The organism is Azospirillum tabaci, assembly GCF_014596085.1.
In the GTDB taxonomy this organism is placed as follows: Bacteria; Pseudomonadota; Alphaproteobacteria; order Azospirillales; family Azospirillaceae; genus Azospirillum; species Azospirillum tabaci.
On the sequence record NZ_JACCJY010000011.1, the window covers coordinates 1 to 17,754 of the forward strand.

The 17,754-nt window shown below is 69.1% G+C and carries 18 protein-coding genes; 5 read left to right on the forward strand and 13 right to left on the reverse strand.

Features of this window, described 5'->3' with window-relative positions:
* Nucleotides 1-261: 261 nt before the first annotated feature.
* The gene (gene ahpF / locus H0B54_RS12910; protein WP_188260652.1) at nucleotides 262-1,842 is read left to right on the forward strand and encodes an alkyl hydroperoxide reductase subunit F; all 1,581 of its coding nucleotides are present in this window, start codon (nucleotides 262-264) and stop codon (nucleotides 1,840-1,842) included.
* Nucleotides 1,843-1,902: 60 nt separating this feature from the next.
* Here ahpF and H0B54_RS12915 read toward each other — a convergent pair whose 3' ends face one another.
* The 7 genes from H0B54_RS12915 to H0B54_RS12945 all read right to left on the reverse strand — a co-directional run bounded on the left by H0B54_RS12915 (nucleotide 1,903) and on the right by H0B54_RS12945 (nucleotide 9,330).
* Entirely contained in the window at nucleotides 1,903-4,179 is a 2,277-nt protein-coding gene (locus H0B54_RS12915) for a xanthine dehydrogenase family protein molybdopterin-binding subunit (RefSeq protein WP_188260653.1), read from the reverse strand.
* Nucleotides 4,176-5,174, reverse strand: coding sequence for an FAD binding domain-containing protein (locus H0B54_RS12920; RefSeq protein WP_188260654.1), 999 nt, complete (start codon nucleotides 5,172-5,174; stop codon nucleotides 4,176-4,178). Before H0B54_RS12920 ends, H0B54_RS12915 begins: the two co-directional genes overlap by 4 nt.
* On the reverse strand, nucleotides 5,171-5,707 hold the full coding sequence (locus tag H0B54_RS12925; protein WP_188260655.1) for a (2Fe-2S)-binding protein: 537 nt from the start codon (nucleotides 5,705-5,707) through the stop codon (nucleotides 5,171-5,173). Before H0B54_RS12925 ends, H0B54_RS12920 begins: the two co-directional genes overlap by 4 nt.
* A 181-nt stretch (nucleotides 5,708-5,888) precedes the next feature.
* Nucleotides 5,889-7,502: a hypothetical protein gene (locus tag H0B54_RS12930; protein ID WP_188260656.1), complete on the reverse strand. Its 1,614-nt coding sequence runs from the start codon at nucleotides 7,500-7,502 to the stop codon at nucleotides 5,889-5,891.
* A 216-nt stretch (nucleotides 7,503-7,718) separates the two neighbouring features.
* The gene (locus H0B54_RS12935; protein WP_188260657.1) at nucleotides 7,719-8,372 is read right to left on the reverse strand and encodes a metal-dependent hydrolase; all 654 of its coding nucleotides are present in this window, start codon (nucleotides 8,370-8,372) and stop codon (nucleotides 7,719-7,721) included.
* Between the two features lie 212 nt (nucleotides 8,373-8,584).
* Complete coding sequence (locus tag H0B54_RS12940) at nucleotides 8,585-9,004, reverse strand: hypothetical protein (protein ID WP_188260658.1); 420 nt, start codon at nucleotides 9,002-9,004, stop codon at nucleotides 8,585-8,587.
* A gap of 26 nt (nucleotides 9,005-9,030) precedes the next feature.
* Nucleotides 9,031-9,330: a cupin domain-containing protein gene (locus H0B54_RS12945; protein WP_014198409.1), complete on the reverse strand. Its 300-nt coding sequence runs from the start codon at nucleotides 9,328-9,330 to the stop codon at nucleotides 9,031-9,033.
* A gap of 246 nt (nucleotides 9,331-9,576) precedes the next feature.
* On the opposite strand from H0B54_RS12945, the gene H0B54_RS12950 reads away from it, so the two are divergent.
* Complete coding sequence (locus H0B54_RS12950) at nucleotides 9,577-11,460, forward strand: DEAD/DEAH box helicase (RefSeq protein ID WP_188260659.1); 1,884 nt, start codon at nucleotides 9,577-9,579, stop codon at nucleotides 11,458-11,460.
* Between the two features lie 90 nt (nucleotides 11,461-11,550).
* Nucleotides 11,551-11,934: a response regulator gene (locus H0B54_RS12955; RefSeq protein ID WP_188260660.1), complete on the forward strand. Its 384-nt coding sequence runs from the start codon at nucleotides 11,551-11,553 to the stop codon at nucleotides 11,932-11,934.
* Between the two features lie 11 nt (nucleotides 11,935-11,945).
* On the opposite strand, the gene plsY is transcribed toward H0B54_RS12955, so the two are convergent.
* From plsY to H0B54_RS12985, 6 genes are read right to left on the reverse strand one after another with little or no spacing between them, the layout of a single operon-like run.
* Nucleotides 11,946-12,539, reverse strand: coding sequence for a glycerol-3-phosphate 1-O-acyltransferase PlsY (gene plsY / locus H0B54_RS12960; protein ID WP_188260661.1), 594 nt, complete (start codon nucleotides 12,537-12,539; stop codon nucleotides 11,946-11,948).
* A 4-nt stretch (nucleotides 12,540-12,543) separates the two neighbouring features.
* Nucleotides 12,544-13,848: a dihydroorotase gene (locus tag H0B54_RS12965; protein ID WP_188260662.1), complete on the reverse strand. Its 1,305-nt coding sequence runs from the start codon at nucleotides 13,846-13,848 to the stop codon at nucleotides 12,544-12,546.
* Nucleotides 13,841-14,803: an aspartate carbamoyltransferase catalytic subunit gene (locus tag H0B54_RS12970; protein WP_014198413.1), complete on the reverse strand. Its 963-nt coding sequence runs from the start codon at nucleotides 14,801-14,803 to the stop codon at nucleotides 13,841-13,843. Before H0B54_RS12970 ends, H0B54_RS12965 begins: the two co-directional genes overlap by 8 nt.
* Before the next feature lie 55 nt (nucleotides 14,804-14,858).
* Nucleotides 14,859-15,365 (reverse strand): hypothetical protein, encoded by a 507-nt coding sequence (locus tag H0B54_RS12975; RefSeq protein ID WP_188260663.1) that lies wholly within the window; start codon nucleotides 15,363-15,365, stop codon nucleotides 14,859-14,861.
* 31 nt (nucleotides 15,366-15,396) lie between these two features.
* Nucleotides 15,397-15,753 (reverse strand): DUF6152 family protein, encoded by a 357-nt coding sequence (locus tag H0B54_RS12980; protein ID WP_188260664.1) that lies wholly within the window; start codon nucleotides 15,751-15,753, stop codon nucleotides 15,397-15,399.
* Nucleotides 15,754-15,783: 30 nt separating this feature from the next.
* The gene (locus H0B54_RS12985; protein WP_188260665.1) at nucleotides 15,784-16,761 is read right to left on the reverse strand and encodes a transcriptional regulator GcvA; all 978 of its coding nucleotides are present in this window, start codon (nucleotides 16,759-16,761) and stop codon (nucleotides 15,784-15,786) included.
* Nucleotides 16,762-16,928: 167 nt separating this feature from the next.
* Between H0B54_RS12985 and H0B54_RS12990 the strand changes: the two genes are divergently transcribed.
* Both H0B54_RS12990 and H0B54_RS12995 read left to right on the forward strand, forming a co-directional pair.
* Nucleotides 16,929-17,171: a DUF1127 domain-containing protein gene (locus H0B54_RS12990; protein WP_188260666.1), complete on the forward strand. Its 243-nt coding sequence runs from the start codon at nucleotides 16,929-16,931 to the stop codon at nucleotides 17,169-17,171.
* A 59-nt stretch (nucleotides 17,172-17,230) separates the two neighbouring features.
* Nucleotides 17,231-17,644, forward strand: a complete 414-nt coding sequence (locus H0B54_RS12995) for a GFA family protein (RefSeq protein WP_188260667.1) — start codon at nucleotides 17,231-17,233, stop codon at nucleotides 17,642-17,644.
* Nucleotides 17,645-17,754 lie beyond the last annotated feature (110 nt).

A 17,754-nucleotide genomic window follows, 5' to 3' on the forward strand; every position in this document is an offset into this window, starting at 1 on the left:
CGGCCAAGCCCCACCCCCCCCCGCCCGCCCCCGGGGGCCCCGCCGCCCCCCCCCGCGCCCGGACGGTCCGGCCGCGGCCACGCTGGCCGCGGCGCCACGGCTTCGGGCCCGGATCGATTCCGGGCCCGGATCACGAGTGGCCTTCATCCGTTCACCAAGATCTGCCGTTCGACAAGAAACGCTTCAACGAAATTCTGCTGCCCGGACCCGCCCTGGCGCCACCGGGCTCGCTTCGAAAAACCACTTTCGGGAGCCCTCGCCGTGTTGGATAGCAACGTCAAAGGCCAGCTCAAGGCCTATTTCGACAAGATCACGCAGCCCATCGAACTGGCCGCCTCCCTGGACGACGGCGCCAAGTCGCAGGAAATGCAGGCCCTGCTGCAGGACATCGCGTCCCTGTCGGACAAGATCACCTTCGTCCGCAGCGACGACGACGCGCGCAAGCCCTCCTTCGCGATCACGCGCACCGGCACCGACGTCGGTGTCCGCTTCGCCGGCCTGCCGATGGGCCACGAATTCAATTCCCTCATCCTCGCCCTGCTGCAGGTCGGCGGCCACCCCTCCAAGGAGTCGGCGGAGGTCATCGAGCAGGTGAAGGCGCTGGAGGGTGAGTACCGGTTCGAGACCTATTTCTCGCTGTCCTGCCAGAACTGCCCCGACGTGGTGCAGGCCCTGAACCTGATGAGCGTTTTGAACCCGCGGATCAAGCATGTCGCCATCGATGGCGCGCTGTTCCAGCAGGAGGTCGAATCGCGCAAGATCATGGCCGTCCCGTCCATCTTCCTGAACGGCGAGCCGTTCGGCCAGGGCCGCATGGGGCTGGAGCAGATCCTCGCCAAGATCGACACCGGCGCCTCGCAGCGCGACGCGGAGAAGATCAAGGCCAAGGACGCCTTCGACGTGCTGGTGATCGGCGGCGGCCCGGCCGGCGCCGCGGCGGCGATCTACGCGGCCCGCAAGGGCATCCGCACCGGCGTCGCGGCGGAGCGCTTCGGCGGTCAGGTGCTCGACACCATGGCCATCGAGAACTTCATCTCCGTCTCCCACACCGAGGGGCCGAAGCTGGCCACCGCGCTGGAGCAGCACGTCAAGGAGTATGAGGTCGACGTGATGAACCTGCAGCGGGCGGAGAAGCTGATCCCCGCCGAGGGTCCGGGCGGCCTGATCGAGGTCCAGCTCGCCAACGGCGCCTCGCTGAAGTCCAAGACGGTGATCCTGTCCACCGGCGCCCGCTGGCGCCAGATGGGCGTCCCCGGCGAGGACGAGTACCGGAACAAGGGCGTGGCCTACTGCCCGCACTGCGACGGCCCGCTGTTCAAGGGCAAGCGCGTGGCGGTCATCGGCGGCGGCAACTCCGGTGTGGAGGCGGCGATCGATCTGGCCGGCATCGTCGCCGAGGTGACGCTGATCGAGTTCGACAGCCAGCTCCGCGCCGACGAGGTGCTCCAGCGCAAGCTGCGCAGCCTGCCCAACGTGCGCGTCATCACCTCGGGCCTGACGACCGAGGTGCATGGCGACGGCACCAAGGTAACCGGCCTCAGCTACAAGAACCGCAACACCGGCGAGGTGCACCGGATCGATCTGGAAGGCATCTTCGTGCAGATCGGCCTCGTGCCCAACACCGAGTGGCTGAAGGGCTCGGTGGCGCTGAGCCCGCGCGGCGAGATCGAGGTGGACGCGCGCGGCCAGACCTCCATCCCCGGCGTGTTCGCGGCGGGCGACGCGACGACGGTGCCCTACAAGCAGATCATCATCGCCATGGGCGAGGGCTCGAAGGCCGCCCTGTCGGCCTTCGACTACCTGATCCGCATGGCGCCGGTCGAGGCCGTCGCCGCGGCGTAAAAGGGGGCGGATGGTTCGGGAGGTGGTCGTGTAGGGCCCCCTCCCGGCCTCCCGCCCTCGTCAGCGCAGACCCGCCAGCACCTTGTCCAGCGTGATCGGGAAATCGCGCACGCGCACGCCGGTCGCGTGATGGATGGCGTTGGCGATGGCGGCGGGAACGCCGACGATGCCGATCTCGCCGACCCCCTTGGCGCCCAGCGCGTTGACCATGTCGTCATGCTCCTCGACGAACAGCACGTCGATCTCCGGCACGTCCGCGTTCACCGGGACATGGTACTCGGCGTAGTCGTGATTCATCACGCGGCCCAGCCGGTGGTCGGTGAAGGCCTCCTCCTCCAGACCCATGCCGATGCCCCAGACCACGGCGCCCTGAATCTGGCTGCGCGCCGTCTTGGGGTTGATGATGCGGCCGGCGGCGATGGCGCTGACCACGCGGGCCACCCGGATGGTGCCGAGATCCTCGTCCACCCGGACCTCCACGAAGACCGCGGAATGGGTGGCGAAGGTGTGCCGCGCCCGCGCCAGCAGATAGGGCAGGGCGCGCGCCTCCTCCTCGATGCTCAGGGTGCCGGATCCCCGCATCACGTCGGTGATGGACAGGCGCCGCGACCGGTCGTTCCGGACGATCAGATGGCCGTCGGCGAAGAGGACATCCGCCTCCGCCACGCCCTTCAGCGGGCTGTTGTCCAGCTTCCCGGCCAACGTGACCAGCTGTGACCGCACCCGGTCGCACACCGCCTTCACCGCCGACCCGACGGTGGAGACGGTCCAGGACCCGCCCTCGATGGGGGCGGTGGGAAGCGAGGAATCGCCCAGGCAGAAGGTCACCTCCTCGATCGGCAGGCCCAGAACGTCGGCGGCGATCTGCGTCATGACGGTGTAGGTGCCGGTGCCGATGTCGGCGGTGGCGCTGGACACCACCAGCTTCCCATCGACGCCCAGGACCGCCTTGGCGGCGGCCTGCCCCTGCATGGCGTCCCACACGCCCGCCGCCATGCCCCAGCCGATCAGCTCGCGGCCTTCGCGCATGGAGCGCGGCGCGGGAGTGCGCTTCGCCCAGCCGAACCGCTCCGCGCCGTGCTGGAAGCAGGCGCGCAGCTCCTTGCTGGAAAAGGGGTTTCCGGTGTTGGGATCGGTCTCCGCGTAGTTCTTCAGACGAAGCTCCACCGGGTCCATGCCGAGCTTGCAGGCCAGCTCGTCCATGGCGATCTCCAGCGCCGGGACGCCGGTCGCAGCGCCCGGCGCGCGCTGGTCCTGCGGCGTGTGCACGTCCAGCCGCGACAGCTTGTAGTCCAGCCGGACGTTGTCGCATGTGTACTGCTGGCCCGACCAGTTGACGACGATCTCCACGTAGTTCTCGTTCCGCGAGCTTTCCTGCACCGCCTCGTGGATCAGCGCCCGCAGCGTGCCGTCGCGGTCGGCGCCCAGAGCCACCCGCTGGATGGTTTCGGGCCGGTGGCCGAAGCTGAACATCTGCGGGCGCGACAGCTCCACCCGGACGGAGCGTTTCAATTGCGTCGCCGCCAGCATGGCCATGAAGAGCTGATGCTGCGGCCGCAAGCCGGAGCCGAAGGCGCCGCCGACGAAGGGCGACATCACCCGCACGGCGGATTTGGGCAGGCCGAAGACGTTGCAGACGTAGGTGTGGCAGTTCTGCGCGCCCTGGGTCTTGTCGTGGACGGTCAGCGTGCCGTCGTCGTGGTGCAGGACGGTGGTGGCGTGCATCTCCATCGGGTTGTGGTATTCCGCAGCCTGGGTGAATTCCACGTCCACCTGGACGGGTGAGTCCAGGAACGCCTGCTCCGGGTTGCCGCGCGGCTTCGGCGGGGGCTGGAAACCGCCCTTGTCCTTGCCGGGGGTGAAGGTGTTCGCGCGGTTGGCGCGCAGGTTGGTCTGGTGGGGGGCCACCTCATACTCGATGTGGACGAGGCGGGCGGCGTAGCGGGCCAGTTCAAAGCTCTCGGCGATCACCAGCGCCACCGGCTGGAGCGCATGGTGGATCTCCGCGTCGTAGAGCGGTCGGAAGGGCGATCCCTTGGGCGCGTCGTCGTCCTTCCATTTGCGGTCGAACCAGGCGAGGCTCGGCCGGTTCTCATGGGTGAAGATGTGGATGACGCCGGGCAGGGCCAGCGCCGCCGCGGTGTCGATGCGGGTGATCCGCCCGCGCGCGATGGCGCTGGAGACGATGCAGCCGTGGGCGAGGTCCGGCAAGGTGAACTCGGCGGCGTAATGGGCGTCGCCGGTCACCTTCTTGCGCCCATCCACCCGGTTGACGGGCTTGCCGATGGGGCCGTTGGGCTCCCTCAGGAAGCCGGGAATGCTGGGAATGGCGATCATGGGCGGGGCGCTCCCTTGCGCTCGGCGGCTTCGGTCAGGGCGCGGACGATGGCGCGCTCGGCCAGTTCGATCTTGAAGCTGTTGTGCTCGTGCCCCTTGGCGTCGCGCAGCAGAACGCGCGCGGCGCCGCGGAACTGGTCGGGCGTGGCGGGTTTCCCGATGAGGGCGGCTTCGGCCTCCGGGTCGCGCCAGGGCTTGTGGGCGACGCCGCCCAGCGCCAGCCGGGCGTCGCGGACGGTGCCCCCATCCATCTCCAGCCCCGCCGCCACCGACACCAGCGCGAAGGCGTAGGAGGCGCGGTCGCGGATCTTCAGATAGGTCGAATGCTCGGCGAAGCCCTTGGCCGGCAGGTCGATGGCCGTGATGAGGTCGCCCGGCCGCAGGACCGTGTCGATCTCCGGACGGTCGCCGGGCAGTCGGTGGAACTCGGCGAAGGGGATGCTGCGCTCGCCCTCCGGACCGGTCACCTGGACGACCGCTTCGAGCGCCGCCAGAGCGACGCAGAGGTCGGAGGGGTGGACGGCGATGCACTGGTCGCTGGCGCCCAGGATGGCGTGGATGCGGTTCACCCCGCCGATCGCGCCGCAGCCCGATCCCGGCTCCCGTTTGTTGCAGGGGGTGGCGGTGTCGTAGAAGTAGTAGCAGCGGGTCCGCTGCAGCAGGTTGCCGCCGTTGGTCGCCATATTGCGGAGCTGAGCCGAGGCTCCGGCGAGAATCGCCTTGGACAGCATGGGGTAGCGGGTCTGCACGCGCTCGTCGTAAGCGGTGTCGGCGTTGCGGGCCAGCGCGCCCAGCCGCAGGCCGCCCTCCGCCGTGTCCTCGATCCGGTCCAGCGGCAAGCGCGAGATGTCGACCAGCCGTTCCGGGTGCACCACGTCGGCCTTCATAAGATCGAGCAGGTTGGTCCCCCCGGCGACGAAGGCGGTCCCGGAGGCGCCAGCCCGCCCGACCGCGTCCGCCGCGCTGTCGGCGCGGGCGTAGGTGAAGGATCTCATGGCGCACCCTCCGCCTTCGTAGCCACGGCGGCCATCGCCTGCCGGATCGCCGCGACGATGTTGGGGTAGGCCCCGCAGCGGCACAGGTTGCCGCTCATCAACTCGCGGATCTCGTCGTCGGTGCTGGCTTTGCCCTCGGCGATCAGCCCCGCCGCGGAACAGATCTGGCCCGGCGTGCAGTAGCCGCACTGGAAGGCGTCATGCTCGATGAAGGCCTCCTGGAGCGGGTGGAGCGCGTCGCCGGTGGTCAGCCCCTCGATGGTGGTGACCTTGCGGCCGTCCTGCATCGCCGCCAGCGTCAGGCAGGAATTGATGCGCCGCCCGTCCACCAGGACGGTACAGGCCCCGCACTGGCCGTGATCGCATCCCTTCTTGGTGCCGGTCAGGTCGAGGTGCAGGCGCAGCGCGTCCAGCAGCGTCGTCCAGGGGGCGAGGTGGAGCGTCCGCTCGACCCCGTTGACGGTCAGCGTGACGGGAATCGGTTCGGGGGGAGGGGCGGTGGCCGGGCGCAGGCTGGCCTTGAGCTGTGCCATGGAGACTCCGGATCTGCGGGGGAGCGCCGGACGCCGCCATGATGGGGGACTGCGCCGACTTCACATGTCCGGACAACAGGAGGTTGGCACCGCCGTTCCGCAGCCGGAATGAACCGGCCGGGAACGCAGGCTGCCGCATCCTGGGCACACGCTGAAACGGTGGGGGTTCGGCGGTTCGCCGTTACTTCTTCGCGGTGCCCGCGATGCCGGACTTTTCCGCGGCGTCCAGCAGGGTGACGACCTCGGGGGCGACCCACCAGCGGCAGCGCTTGCGCTCGTCGCTCGACACGGCGATGACGCGGTCGATCAGGCGGGTTTCGGCAGCGCCGAACGTCTGTTGCTGCCGCAACGCCGCCTCGATCACACTGGCCAGCGCGATGTCGAGCGCGGTGATCTCGATGGGGTAGCTCAGCATGTCCGCCAGATCGGCGAGCTGGCCCAGCGTCCGCAGCCCTTCCGCGGCGCCGGTGGAGGACAGGCGGCGGAAGACCGTGGCGACGTGGTTGCCGTCCTCGGCCCGCCACGGCTTGCCCGACGACACGATGCCGCGCCGCGCCAGCTGCGCCTGGAATTCGTTGACGAAGCGCACGCGTTCGATCAGCGGGTCGAGCACGCTGTGCATGGTCAGCGCCTCGATCCTCCGGGCGAGGACGGGGGCGAGGTCCTCGTGCACCGCGTTGCTCAGCTCGCGGAACGCCTGATGGACCATGTTGCGTTCGCGGTCGGTGGTGTCCAGCTCCAGCGCGTGGACGGCGTCGTACCAGGCCAGGAAATGCTGGAGTTGGGCGGAGGGATGGTCGCGGTCGTCCACCGCGTCCGCCACCAGCAGGCCCGGTTTGCTGAGAAAGCTGCCGGTCAGCGTGGCTCTCAGAGTCTCCGCGGCGACCAGAAGGCGACCGATGATGGCGTCCTTTGCCACGGCGACGGGAAAGGCTTCGAACAGGCGGGTCGCCAGGGCGGCGTCGTCGCGCCGGTGCAGGCCGGCCACCGCGAACATGGCCGCCCCGTCGCGCGTGCAGTCGCCGCGGCGCACCATCTCCCGCGCCAGACGCACCGGGTCGCCGTGCAGCAGCGACGGCAGGGGCTGGCCCGCCCAGGCGGGGGCCGCCTGAAGGATGGTCTCCATCCGCTCCAGCTCGGCGCGGGAGACGCCCTCGCGCTGGCGGACACCGTGGCGTTTCAACATCTGCGCGCGGAAGCCCGACACCTCGGACAGGAAGGCGGTCGCTTCCGCCGGCGTGGCGCGCAGGCGGGCCAGAACGGCAAGGCTGCGCTGGCGCAGCTCGTCCGCCCAGCTCTGCGCCTCGGCGGAGGCGAAGATCTCGTTCAGCGGCTGGTCCTTGGCGAGGCGGGCCACAGTCTCCTGGACGCGACTGACCTGCGGTTCCATGCGGGGAGCCAGGGCGAACCACCAGGCGCTGACGTCCGCCAGATGCAGGGCGCCGGCCAGCCGGACGCCGCTGGACAGCAGGGAATCGTCGCGCAGGATCAGCGCGTCGAACAGGCCGGTCCAGACGCGGCGCGCGTGCTCGGACCGCCGCCCGTTCAGCATGGTGACCAGCATCTGGGCGACCGGCTCGGCCATGTCCTCCAGATACCCGTCGCGGATCATCTTGTAGAGCTGGAGCTTCTGCCCATGGTCCAGCGGGGCCAGCACGTCGGACACACGCTTCAGGCTCTTGTCCTGTCCGCCGGGCAGGTCGGGCAGGGCGAGGTGGAGCGGAATCGCCGTCGCCGCATCGGGCGGCACGCCGTCGGCCGCCTGCATCTCTTTCGACATCCGGAGCTTTGCCATGGTCGGACCCGTCCGCATCGAAGCGTGTGGAAATTCAATCTAAGATCGATTGGATATGGTCGTTAGAATATGCCTAAAAAGCCTAACGAATCGCTAAACGGTGACAAAGACACATTTTCGCGGTCTCTATGACGAAATCTAACAAGGGTGACGAAACAAAAAGCAAAGATGAGTCGTTGACCGTCACATTTAAAACACAACCCAAGCGCTCATGCCTCATCCTTTCAGAGGGCGAATCCTTGCGGGTTCCGTAGGCTTGCGGGCGGGGATGGGGGGCGCGCTGCGCTCCCGCCCTTCCTCCCCGAGGAAGCCCTGAGCCGCGACGACGGCGGAGCGCCACGGGCGGTCCATCGCCATCCAGTTCTCGAAGGGCAGGCGGTCGAGGGGCAGCCCCGGCCAGGACGCGGAAAACAGGCCGGAGATCATCCAGCCGGCCAGCAGCGTGACCGCCAACTGCTCAGAAAAGCCTCCGGTCTTCAGGATGGGAAGCGCGAAGTTGCGCCGTCGCTTGATCGGCCACAGCAGCGGCAGCCCTGCCGGGGTCAGCAGATCGCCTGCCAAATGGGTCAGGTAGCCGATCAGGAAGGGCAGGATCAGGTGCGAGTAGTCCGCGTACTCGTGCAGCACCCAAAGGCAGCCCACGATGGCCAGCGTGGAATGGGTGACGCCGCGATGACCGAAGACGGCGGAGATCACGTTCGACAGGGGCCGCATCAACTGGCCGAGCGTCGATTTGGGATGGTCGATGTCCGGCGCCAGAGACCCGATCACCGCCGCCCCGAACGCCACCACGTCGAAGGGAAGTCCGAAGCGTGCCGACGCGTAGAACCACGCCGCCCCGCCGACGATCATGTGGGAAGAGGCCATCATGGGCGGTCACCGCAGGACGAGCGATGAGGCACAGGGCGTCAGAACGCGCGAAGGCTGTGCCTGGGTGACGGCCACTCTGTCGGATGCTCCCGGATTCCTGGTTCCTAACATTAGGACAGAAGTCGCGACCACACAATCACGGCCTGATCAAGAGGGATTCCGAAATGACATGGCGCCTATGCGTTCCCGGCGTCCATGATCGAGGTACGCCCTTAGCCCGCCGGGCCGCGGCTGCAGGTGGCGCCGATGGCGCGCAGGGCGTTGCGCACCCGCCCGACACTCTCGCGGTCCGGCAGGCTGTACCAGGTGATGGTCAGGGCGACCGGCGCGGCGCGGCGCAGGCCATGGACGTCGCCGGGGGCGGCCTCGACGACGCGGCCCTGGCTGCCGACGAACCAGCGCCAGCGCAGGCCCTCGCCGTCGGCCGGCGATTGCCAGACCTCGCGGGAATCCCGGTAATAGGCCCCGCCCCCGGCGTCCGCCGCGTCGGCGTAGAGGTAGAGCGGGTTCTCCGGCGACAGAGAGAGCAGCAAATGCTGGACGGACCGCGGCCCGCCGGAACGGATGACGGCGTCCGGAAGCGGCTCGTCGCCGTCCTGGCCATAGTCGAACATGGTGGAGCCGCGGTGCATCGGTCAGTTGGATCGGGCGTGAGGGGTCAGCCGGGCTGGAGGAATTCGACCTCGACGAAGACGATGTCGCTGTCGCCGTCGTTGATGACGTTGTGGCTGACGCCGGCCTTGCGGAAATAGGAGCGGCCCGGCTCCAGCGGGAACTGGCGGGCGTTGCCGTCCGGATCGACGATGGTGAAAGCGCCGGCCGTCACCGGGACGATCACATAATCGTAGCCATGCACATGGGCGCCGGTCTCCGCCCCTGGCACCAGACGCCATTCGGTGACGCGGGTGCGCTCGTTCTCGACATGCTGGGTGGAAACCGCCTGCGGACGGGTGCTCATCTCCTGGTGCCCTCCTTGCTCTTCTCGTTGGGGTCTTTTCAAAAGAACAATTCGTGTACCACGAAGCCCGAGCCGCGCCCAGACCGAAGCGCACCCGGCGCCTTTCCTTCGGACTCCTTTGGCGAGCGGCCCCCCTCCTTTGAGGGATGCTTACCTACGATTGAATCCGTGACCCGATGACTCCCCGCAGCTTAGCCTTGCCGGCTCGTACCGCGCAAAACCGTCAGGGAGGGGCGTCAAGCCGGCATGCCAGCGTTGAGGAGCCACCAGACCATGGTCGCCGGCGTCGCCGCGGCCATCGCGCAGCGGCAGACGGACGTGCGGGACGTTCTGGCCGCGGTGACGCCGGGTGGAGGAAAGTCGCTGCTGCCGGTCATCATGGGGGCGGCGCTGATGCGCGCCGGACTGATCGACCGCATCTGCTGGATCGTGCCCCGCGACAGCCTGCGCCGGCAGGCCGAGGAAGCCTTCGCCGATCCGCGCTGGCGCGAGGCGCTCGGCCACGGGATCGCGCTGCGGGCGGCGGAGAACGGGCGCGATCCCTGCCGTGGTCTGCAAGGTTACGTCACCACCTATCAGGCGGTCGCCGCCGCCCCGGACCTGCACCTTCAGGAGTTCCGCCGCCACCGCTATCTGCTGGCCGTGGACGAGCTGCATCACCTGCCCGCCGTCGCCGACACCGGATCGGCGACCACGGCGGAGGATGAGACCGCCTGGAGCCGCTCCATCCTGCCCCTGTTGGAAAGTGCCGCCGCCCGCCTGCTCATGAGCGGCACGCTGGAGCGGGCGGACGGGCGCCCCATCCTGTGGCTGCCCTACCGCGCGCCGACGGGGGTGCGGAGGGTGCGCGAGATCGATTTCAAGGCGCCGGGCTGGGCGATCGTCGGCTATTCGCGGCGGCAGGCGCTGGCCGAGAAGGCGATTCTGCCGGTGACCTTCGGCGCGATGGACGGCACCGCGACATGGCTGGACGCGGAGCGGACGACGCGCAGCGTCGACGCGCTGTCCCGCGCCGGGGAGAACACCCGCGACGCCCTGTTCACCGCGCTGCGCACCGGTTTCGCCCAGGCCATGCTGCGCGAGGCCTACCGCTCCTGCCGCGAGCACCGGGCGAAGCGGCGCGCGGCGGGGACCGGTTCCGGGCATGAGGGTGCCGGGCTGGGCAAGCTTTTGGTGATCGCGCCGGACCAGGAAACCGCCCGCAACTACCTGGACACGCTGCGCGGCTGGATGCCCGGCGCTCAGGCGGCGCGGATGGCGCAGATCGCCATTTCCGAACGGCGCGACGCGCAGGAAGTGGTGGCCGCCTTCCGCCTGCGCCCGGAACCCGCCGTGCTGGTCTCCGTCGCCATGGCCTATGAGGGGCTGGACGCGCCGGCCATTTCGCACGTCGCCTGCCTGACCCACATCCGCTCCCGCCCCTGGCTGGAGCAGGCCATCGCGCGGGCCACCCGCGTCGATCCCCACGCCGGTGCCTACGAGCAGCAGCGGGCGGTGATCTACCACCCCTCCGACATGATGTTCGAGCGGTTCCGCCAGATGGTGGAAACGCAGCAGGGCACGCGGGCCATGGTGAAGACGCGGCGCCAACACGAACTCCCCTTCGAGCGCACGGTGGAGGCGGAGCCGGAGATCATCCCGCTGGAATCCAACGCGACGGCCCTGCGCTTCGCCGTGGTCGCTCCCGGCCCCGATTTCGGCAACCCGTCGCCGGGGCGGGACGCCGCCGACCGCCCGCCGGCTGCCTCCCCGGCGAAGGACGGGGTGCAGGTGCCCAGCGCCGTGGAGCATCATCTGCGCCAGCGCATCGGCCAGATCGTGGCGGCCCAGGTGATCGAGGACCAGGACAACAACCTCGTCGCCGAGGGGCCGGTCAGCTACCACACCTACAACGCCGTGCTGAAGCGCTGCATGAACAAAGCGCGGTCGGAGATGACGCTGTCGGAGTTGGAGGCCGCCCTCGGCTGGCTGGAGCGCAACCGCATCTCCGATCACCTGCACCTGATCGCCGACGACCCGCAATACCGCTGGTCGAGCCGCCGCAAGGCCCGGGGGGCAGGTTCGGTCACGGCCTTTTCGAAACCATCCCGCCGGACGCCACCCCATGGTACGGTGAAGCCGGCGTCCTAAATAACGTGCGCTGCCACACTTTTTTGCAGGAGCGAAGCAACTGGCCTTCGTGGAGAGTGTCGGCCCGTTCGCCACCCGTGGAGGTTACCGGTGCGTTTCGCGAGGCCGCTCAATATTCTTCTCGTGGAGGATGACTCGCTCACCGCCATGGCGATGGCCCGCATGCTGGAAATGGCCCATTGCACGGTCACCACCGTGACGGACGGCGAGGCCGGTTTGAACGCCCTGACCGAAGGGGCCTTCGACGCCGTCATCACCGATCTGGTCATGCCCCGGCTGGGTGGCGAGGCGATGATCCGCCAATTGCGGCTCGACCGGCCCGACCTGCCCATCGTCGTGCTCTCCGCCTCGCCGCCCGAGGACGGCATTCCCGGCCTGCGGAAAGGGGAGGGCGGACCGCTGGTGATCCTGAGGAAGCCCGTCCTGGCAGGGGAGCTTCTGACGGCGATGGAAGAGCTGTTCCTGAAGACGTGAGCCGGGAGCGATCAGGCCTTCTTCTTGCCGAAGCTGATCTTCGGCTCCTCACCTTTGAGCAGGCGCTGGATGTTCGCGGAATGGCGGATGGCGACCAGCACCGCGATGAACAGGCACAGACCCGCCACCAGCGGCCCGCCGAAAATCCAGCCGAAGATCGGGCTGAGGCCGAGAGCGGTCAGGGCCGACAGCGACGAGATCTTGAACAGGAAGGCCATGGCGAGCCACGTCGCGCAGGCGATCACGCCGACCGGCCAGGACACCGCCAGCAGCACGCCGAGCGCGGTCGCCACGCCCTTGCCGCCCTTGAAGCCGAGCCAGACCGGGAAGCTGTGGCCCAGCATGGCGCCGCCCGCCGCGAAGACCGCCGCCTCCGGCCCCGCCCAGGCGAGGGCGAGCAGGGCGGCGATGGCACCCTTGCCGCTGTCCAGGATCAGGGTGGCGGCGGCCAGCGGCTTGTTGCCGGTGCGCAGCACGTTGGTGGCGCCGATGTTGCCGGAGCCGATCTGGCGGATGTCGCCCAGACCGGCCAGCCGCGTCAGCACCAGCCCGAAGGGGATCGAGCCCAGCAGATAGCCCAGCAGGGCGGAGATGAGGAGAGTCACCCGGTCAGCCCTCGAACTGCCAGACGGTGCGCCCGTCCACCACGGTGCGCAGCGGACGGCCCTGGACGGGGCGGTCCTCGAAGGGGCTGTTCTTCGACTTCGACTTGAAGGCCGCCACGTCCACCTTCCACGGCACGTCAAGGTCGAAGGCGATCAGGTCGGCGGGCGCCCCCTTGGCGATGCGGCCGAGCGGCAGGCCGAGGAGTTCGGCCGGCTTGACGGTCACGCAGGCCAGCGCCTTCAGCAGCGGCATGGCGCCCTTGTGCACCAGTTCCAGCGTCAGCGGGAACAGCGTCTCCAGCCCGATCACACCGCAGGCGGCCTGGGCGAAGGGCAGGCGCTTCTGGTCCTGGTCCTGCGGCGTGTGGTCGGAGGCGATGGCGTCGATGGTGCCGTCGGCCAGACCTTCCACGATGGCCCGCCGGTCCATTTCGCCGCGCAGCGGCGGGGAGACCTTGGCGAAGGTGCGGTAGTCGCCGACGTCCGTCTCGGTCAGGGCGAAGTAATGCGGGGCGGTGTCGCAGGTGACCTTGAGCCCGCGCGCCTTGGCGCGGCGGATCAGGTCCACCGACTCGCCCGTCGTGACATGGGCGAAGTGCAGCCGGCCGCCGGAGAGTTCGAGCAGGCGCAGGTCGCGCTCGATCATGATGATCTCGGCCTCCCGCGGGATGCCGATGAGGCCGAGGCGGGTGGCCCGCTCGCCCGAATTCATCATGCCGCCGCTGGCGAGGCTCGGCTCCTCCGGATGCTGGACGATCAGCTTGTCGAAGGTGCGGGCGTAGCTGAGCGCGCGGCGCATCGCCTTGGCGCTGGCGATCGCCTTGGTGCCGTCGGTGAAGGCCACGGCCCCGGCGCGGGACAGCAGGCCCATCTCGGTGATCTCGTTGCCCTCGGTCCCGCGGGTCGCGGCGGCGTAGGCGAAGACCTTGACCAGACGCACTTCGCGGGCGCGCCGGGCGATGAACTCCAGACTCGCCACCTCGTCGGTCACCGGGTCGGTGTTGGGGAGCAGGACCACGGCGGTGATGCCGCCGGCCACCGCGGCGCGCGACGCGCTCTTGATGGTGTCCTTTTCCTCCTCGCCGGGCTCGCCGATCAGGACGCGCATGTCGACGAGGCCGGGGGCGAGGCACTGGCCCTGGAGGTCGACGACCTCGATCCCCTCCGGCACGCCGTCGGCGAACAGGGACGGGCCGAAGTCGGCGATCTTCGCGCCTTCGGTCAGCAGGTCGCCCCGCTGGTCCAGGCCGCTGGCGGGGTCGAGCAGGCGGGCGTTGCGGTAGGCGACGCGCGTGGCGGAATTAGACATCGGTCCCCCGGCGATCGCGGGTGAGAAGGTCGAGCACGGCCATGCGGACGGCCACGCCCAGCTCCACCTGATCGAGGATCATGGAGCGCTTGAGGTCGTCGGCGACCTCCGAATCGATCTCGACGCCGCGGTTCATCGGGCCGGGATGCATGACCACCGCGTGCGGCTTCGCCACCGCCAGCTTCTCGTAGTCCAGGCCGTAGAAGTAGAAGTATTCGCGGGTCGAGGGGACGTACTGGCCGCTCATCCGCTCGGTCTGGAGGCGCAGCATCATCACCACGTCGGCGTCCTTCAGGCCGGTCGCCATGGAGTGGTGGATCTCGACGCCCAGCCGGTCGATCTGCGAGGGGATCAGCGTCGGCGGCGCCACGACGCGGACGCGGGCGCCCATGGCGTTCAGCAGATGGATGTTGGAGCGCGCGACGCGGCTGTGCAGGATGTCGCCGCAGATCGCCACGATCAGACCGTCCAGGCTGCCCAGGCGGCGGCGGATCGCCAGCGCGTCCAGGAGCCCTTGCGTCGGGTGTTCGTGGTGGCCGTCGCCCGCGTTGATGACCGAGCAGTTGACCTTGTCGGCCAGCAGCTTCACCGCCCCCGAATCGGCGTGGCGAACGACCAGCGCGTCGAGGTGCATGGCGTTCAGCGTCATCGCCGTGTCGATCAGCGTCTCGCCCTTCTTCACCGAGCTGCCGTCCGACGACATGTTGATGACGTCGGCGCCGAGCCGCTTGCCGGCCAGCTCGAAGCTGGTGCGGGTGCGGGTCGAATTCTCGAAGAAGAGGTTGACGATCGTCCGCCCGTCGAGGAGCGACGACTTCTTCGAAGGCTGGCGGTTCTGCTCGACGTAGCCGTCGGCGAGGTCGAGGATGGTGGTGATCTCGCCTGCCGTCAGCCCCTCGATGCCAAGGAGGTGGCGGTGCGGGAAAACCGTCGTGGAATGGGGCGATCCGGTCATGGGCCGCGACTATAGGAGCGGTCCCGGACGCCCGCAAGCGCGCCCTATGACCTTTTTAAAGGTAGGCGATGAGCCGCCCGCAGGCCAGGGCGCCGACCCACAGCGCGAGCGAGGCAGCGCCCGCGAACCGGGCGCCCGGCGGTGGCCGGTCCGCAAGGCTCCAGTCCGCCATCCGACGGCCGGCGAGCCCGTGGAAGGCCAGGATGTTCAGCAAGGCGAGCCCGATCAGCGCCAGCTTCGCCAGGAAGGCCGGGTTGCCGGCCAGCGCCGTCGCCTCCGTCGTGAAGAGGAGGAGGCCGGTCGGCACCGCCAGCGCGAAGCCGGTAACGGCCACCGGCAGGAGCAGCCGCGCCAACGCATCGGCCGGCAGCAGCGGCGCACGAACCCCGATCAGACGCAGGTCAAAGGCCAGGATCGCCCCGACCAGAAGCGCGAATCCGAGGATGTGCGTGATCTCGACCAGCGGGTAGAGCCAGACCGACTGGCGCAGCGACTCGCCGAGCCCGGACGTCTCCAGCGCGACGAGCCAGCCTGGGCCGGTGGGGCCGAGATCGTGGTCCATGCGTGGGGGCCGCCGTCAGCGCAACTCGCCGTCAGCGCAGCTCAATGGTCTTGTCGGCGGCGGTGATGCGCTCCGCCCGCAGCTCCGCCGGATCGGACTTGGCGGGATAGCCGACCACCGTCACGGTCTGGCCGGGCTTGATCGAATCGGCGGGCAGGCCGCGCGTGCTCATGCGGCTGGGCGGGGCGAGCACGACGTGCCAAAGCTTGCCGTCGGCCTGGAGGTTCAGCATGGCGTGCGGGTTGTTGAAGGCGATCTGCTGCACGGTGCCGGTCAGCGTCATCTCCTTGTCCGATTCATAGCCGCCCCAGCCATGGTGGGCGGCGGCGGGCCAGGCCAGCGAAGCGGACAGGAGGGCGGCGAGGGCGAGTGGACGTGCGGGCGTCATGGCGCAACCTTTCCCCGGTCAGGCGTCTGTTCAGGCGTCTGGGGTAGAGGTTGTGGCGGACTCCGCCGCAGACAAGGTCCGGCTGTGAGCGGCAACAGCTGTGGGGGCGGCTTTGGGGGCCGGGTCGGCGGCGGCTTCCTCGAACAGCCAGTCGCGGAACGCCTTCACCTTCGGGCGCGTAAAGTAATGGGGCGGGGCGGCCACATAGTAGGCGTAGTTACCCGGCAAATGGACGTCGAACAGCCGGACCAGCCGCCCGGCGGCCACATCGTCCGCCACCAGGACGCCGCGGGCCAGCGCCACGCCGCCGCCCTCCGCCGCGACCTGGAGCAGCAGCGCCGAATCGTCGAAGCGCGGGCCGCGGGCATGGTCCAGCCCCTCCACCCCCGCGGCCTCGCCCCAGGTGCCCCAGGTGATGAAGTAGTCGTCGTGGAGCAGCGTGTGGTGGCGCAGATCCTCCGGGCGGCGCAGCGGGCGGGGACCGTTGAGAAGCGACGGGCTGCACACCGGGTAGATGTCCTCGGTCATCAGCCGCTCGCAACGCAGGCCGGGCCAATTGCCGGCGCCGAAGCGGATGCCGATGTCCACGTCCTGTTGGGCGAAATCCACGAGCTGCGGGGTGGTGTGCAGCCGCACCTCCAACTCCGGATGGCGGGCCTGGAAGCGGCCCAGCCGCATGACCAGCCATTTCGCGGCGAAGCTGGGCATGGTGGAGATGGTCAGCGCGCCGGACCCGTCCATGCGGAACAGCCGCTCCGTCGCCTGCGACAGCGTGTCGAGCGCGTCGCGCACCGGCGGCAGATAGGATTGCCCGGTCTCCGTCAGGATCAGCGAGCGGTTCATCCGCCGGAACAGCGGCATCCCAAGCCATTCCTCCAGCCCCTTGATCTGATGGCTGACGGCGGCCTGGGTGACGTGAAGCTCCTCCGCCGCCTTGGTGAAGGACAGGTGGCGGGCGGCGGATTCGAAGGCGCGCAACGCGTTCAGCGGCGGCAGGCGGCGGGCCATGAGGCAACTCCGGGAGACGGTCTTCGGATTAGTTTTCCTAATTCAAACTATGAGAAAGCGTCGTTTGTGCGCAAGGACCGGGTGGCCCATCCTCCAGTCACGGAACACAGTTCGGAACGTCGGGCGACAGGCATCGACGGCGACCGGACACAAGAGGAGACGCGATCATGGCCCAGAGCATGAATGGCAGCATGAACACCCGCACCGACGCGCAGGAGCGGCCCGGCCAGGGGATCGGCCAGGGGATCGGCGGTGCGCTGGTTGCCCTGTTCGACACGGTGGCAACCTGGAACGAGCGGCGGCGCCAGCGGCGCGCGTTGGAGGCCTTGCCCGATCATCTGTTGCAGGACATCGGCCTGTCCCGCGCCGATGCGGTGACCGAGGCCGACAAGCCCTTCTGGCAGGGCTGAGGGAATCCTTCTGGCAGGGCTGAGGGAATCTTATCGAGGAAACGGACGGGAGCGGGCCGATGAGCGACGACGGAGATCTGACGGGCGGTTGTCTGTGTGGTGGCGTGCGGTACAGGGCGACCGAGCGGCCCATGGGGGTGGTGAACTGCCACTGCGGCCAATGCCGGCGCTTCCACGGCCATTTCGGAGCCTACATCACCATTCCGCGCAAGACGGTCGTCATTGAGGCGCAGGACACCCTGTCCTGGTACCGTTCCTCGGCGAAGGCGCAGCGGGGGTTCTGCTCGCGCTGCGGTTCGTCGCTGTTCTGGAGTGGCGACGAGGGCGCGTTGCTCGACATCGCCGCTGGCACGCTGGACCAGCCGACCAGCCTGACGACGCTGCGGCATATCTATGCGGCGGACAAGGGGGACTATTACACCCTCGACGATGGGTTGGAGCGGTTCCCCCAGGGTGCGCCGGAACCGCCGTGAAGCGTTCGGCAGATGGTCGGCACGCAAGGCGCCCTGCGGGGGGACGCGCTTCCCCCCCCCGGCGCCCCCCGGTTCGGCCAACAGGCTCCGGAGCCCGGGGGGGGGGGCAG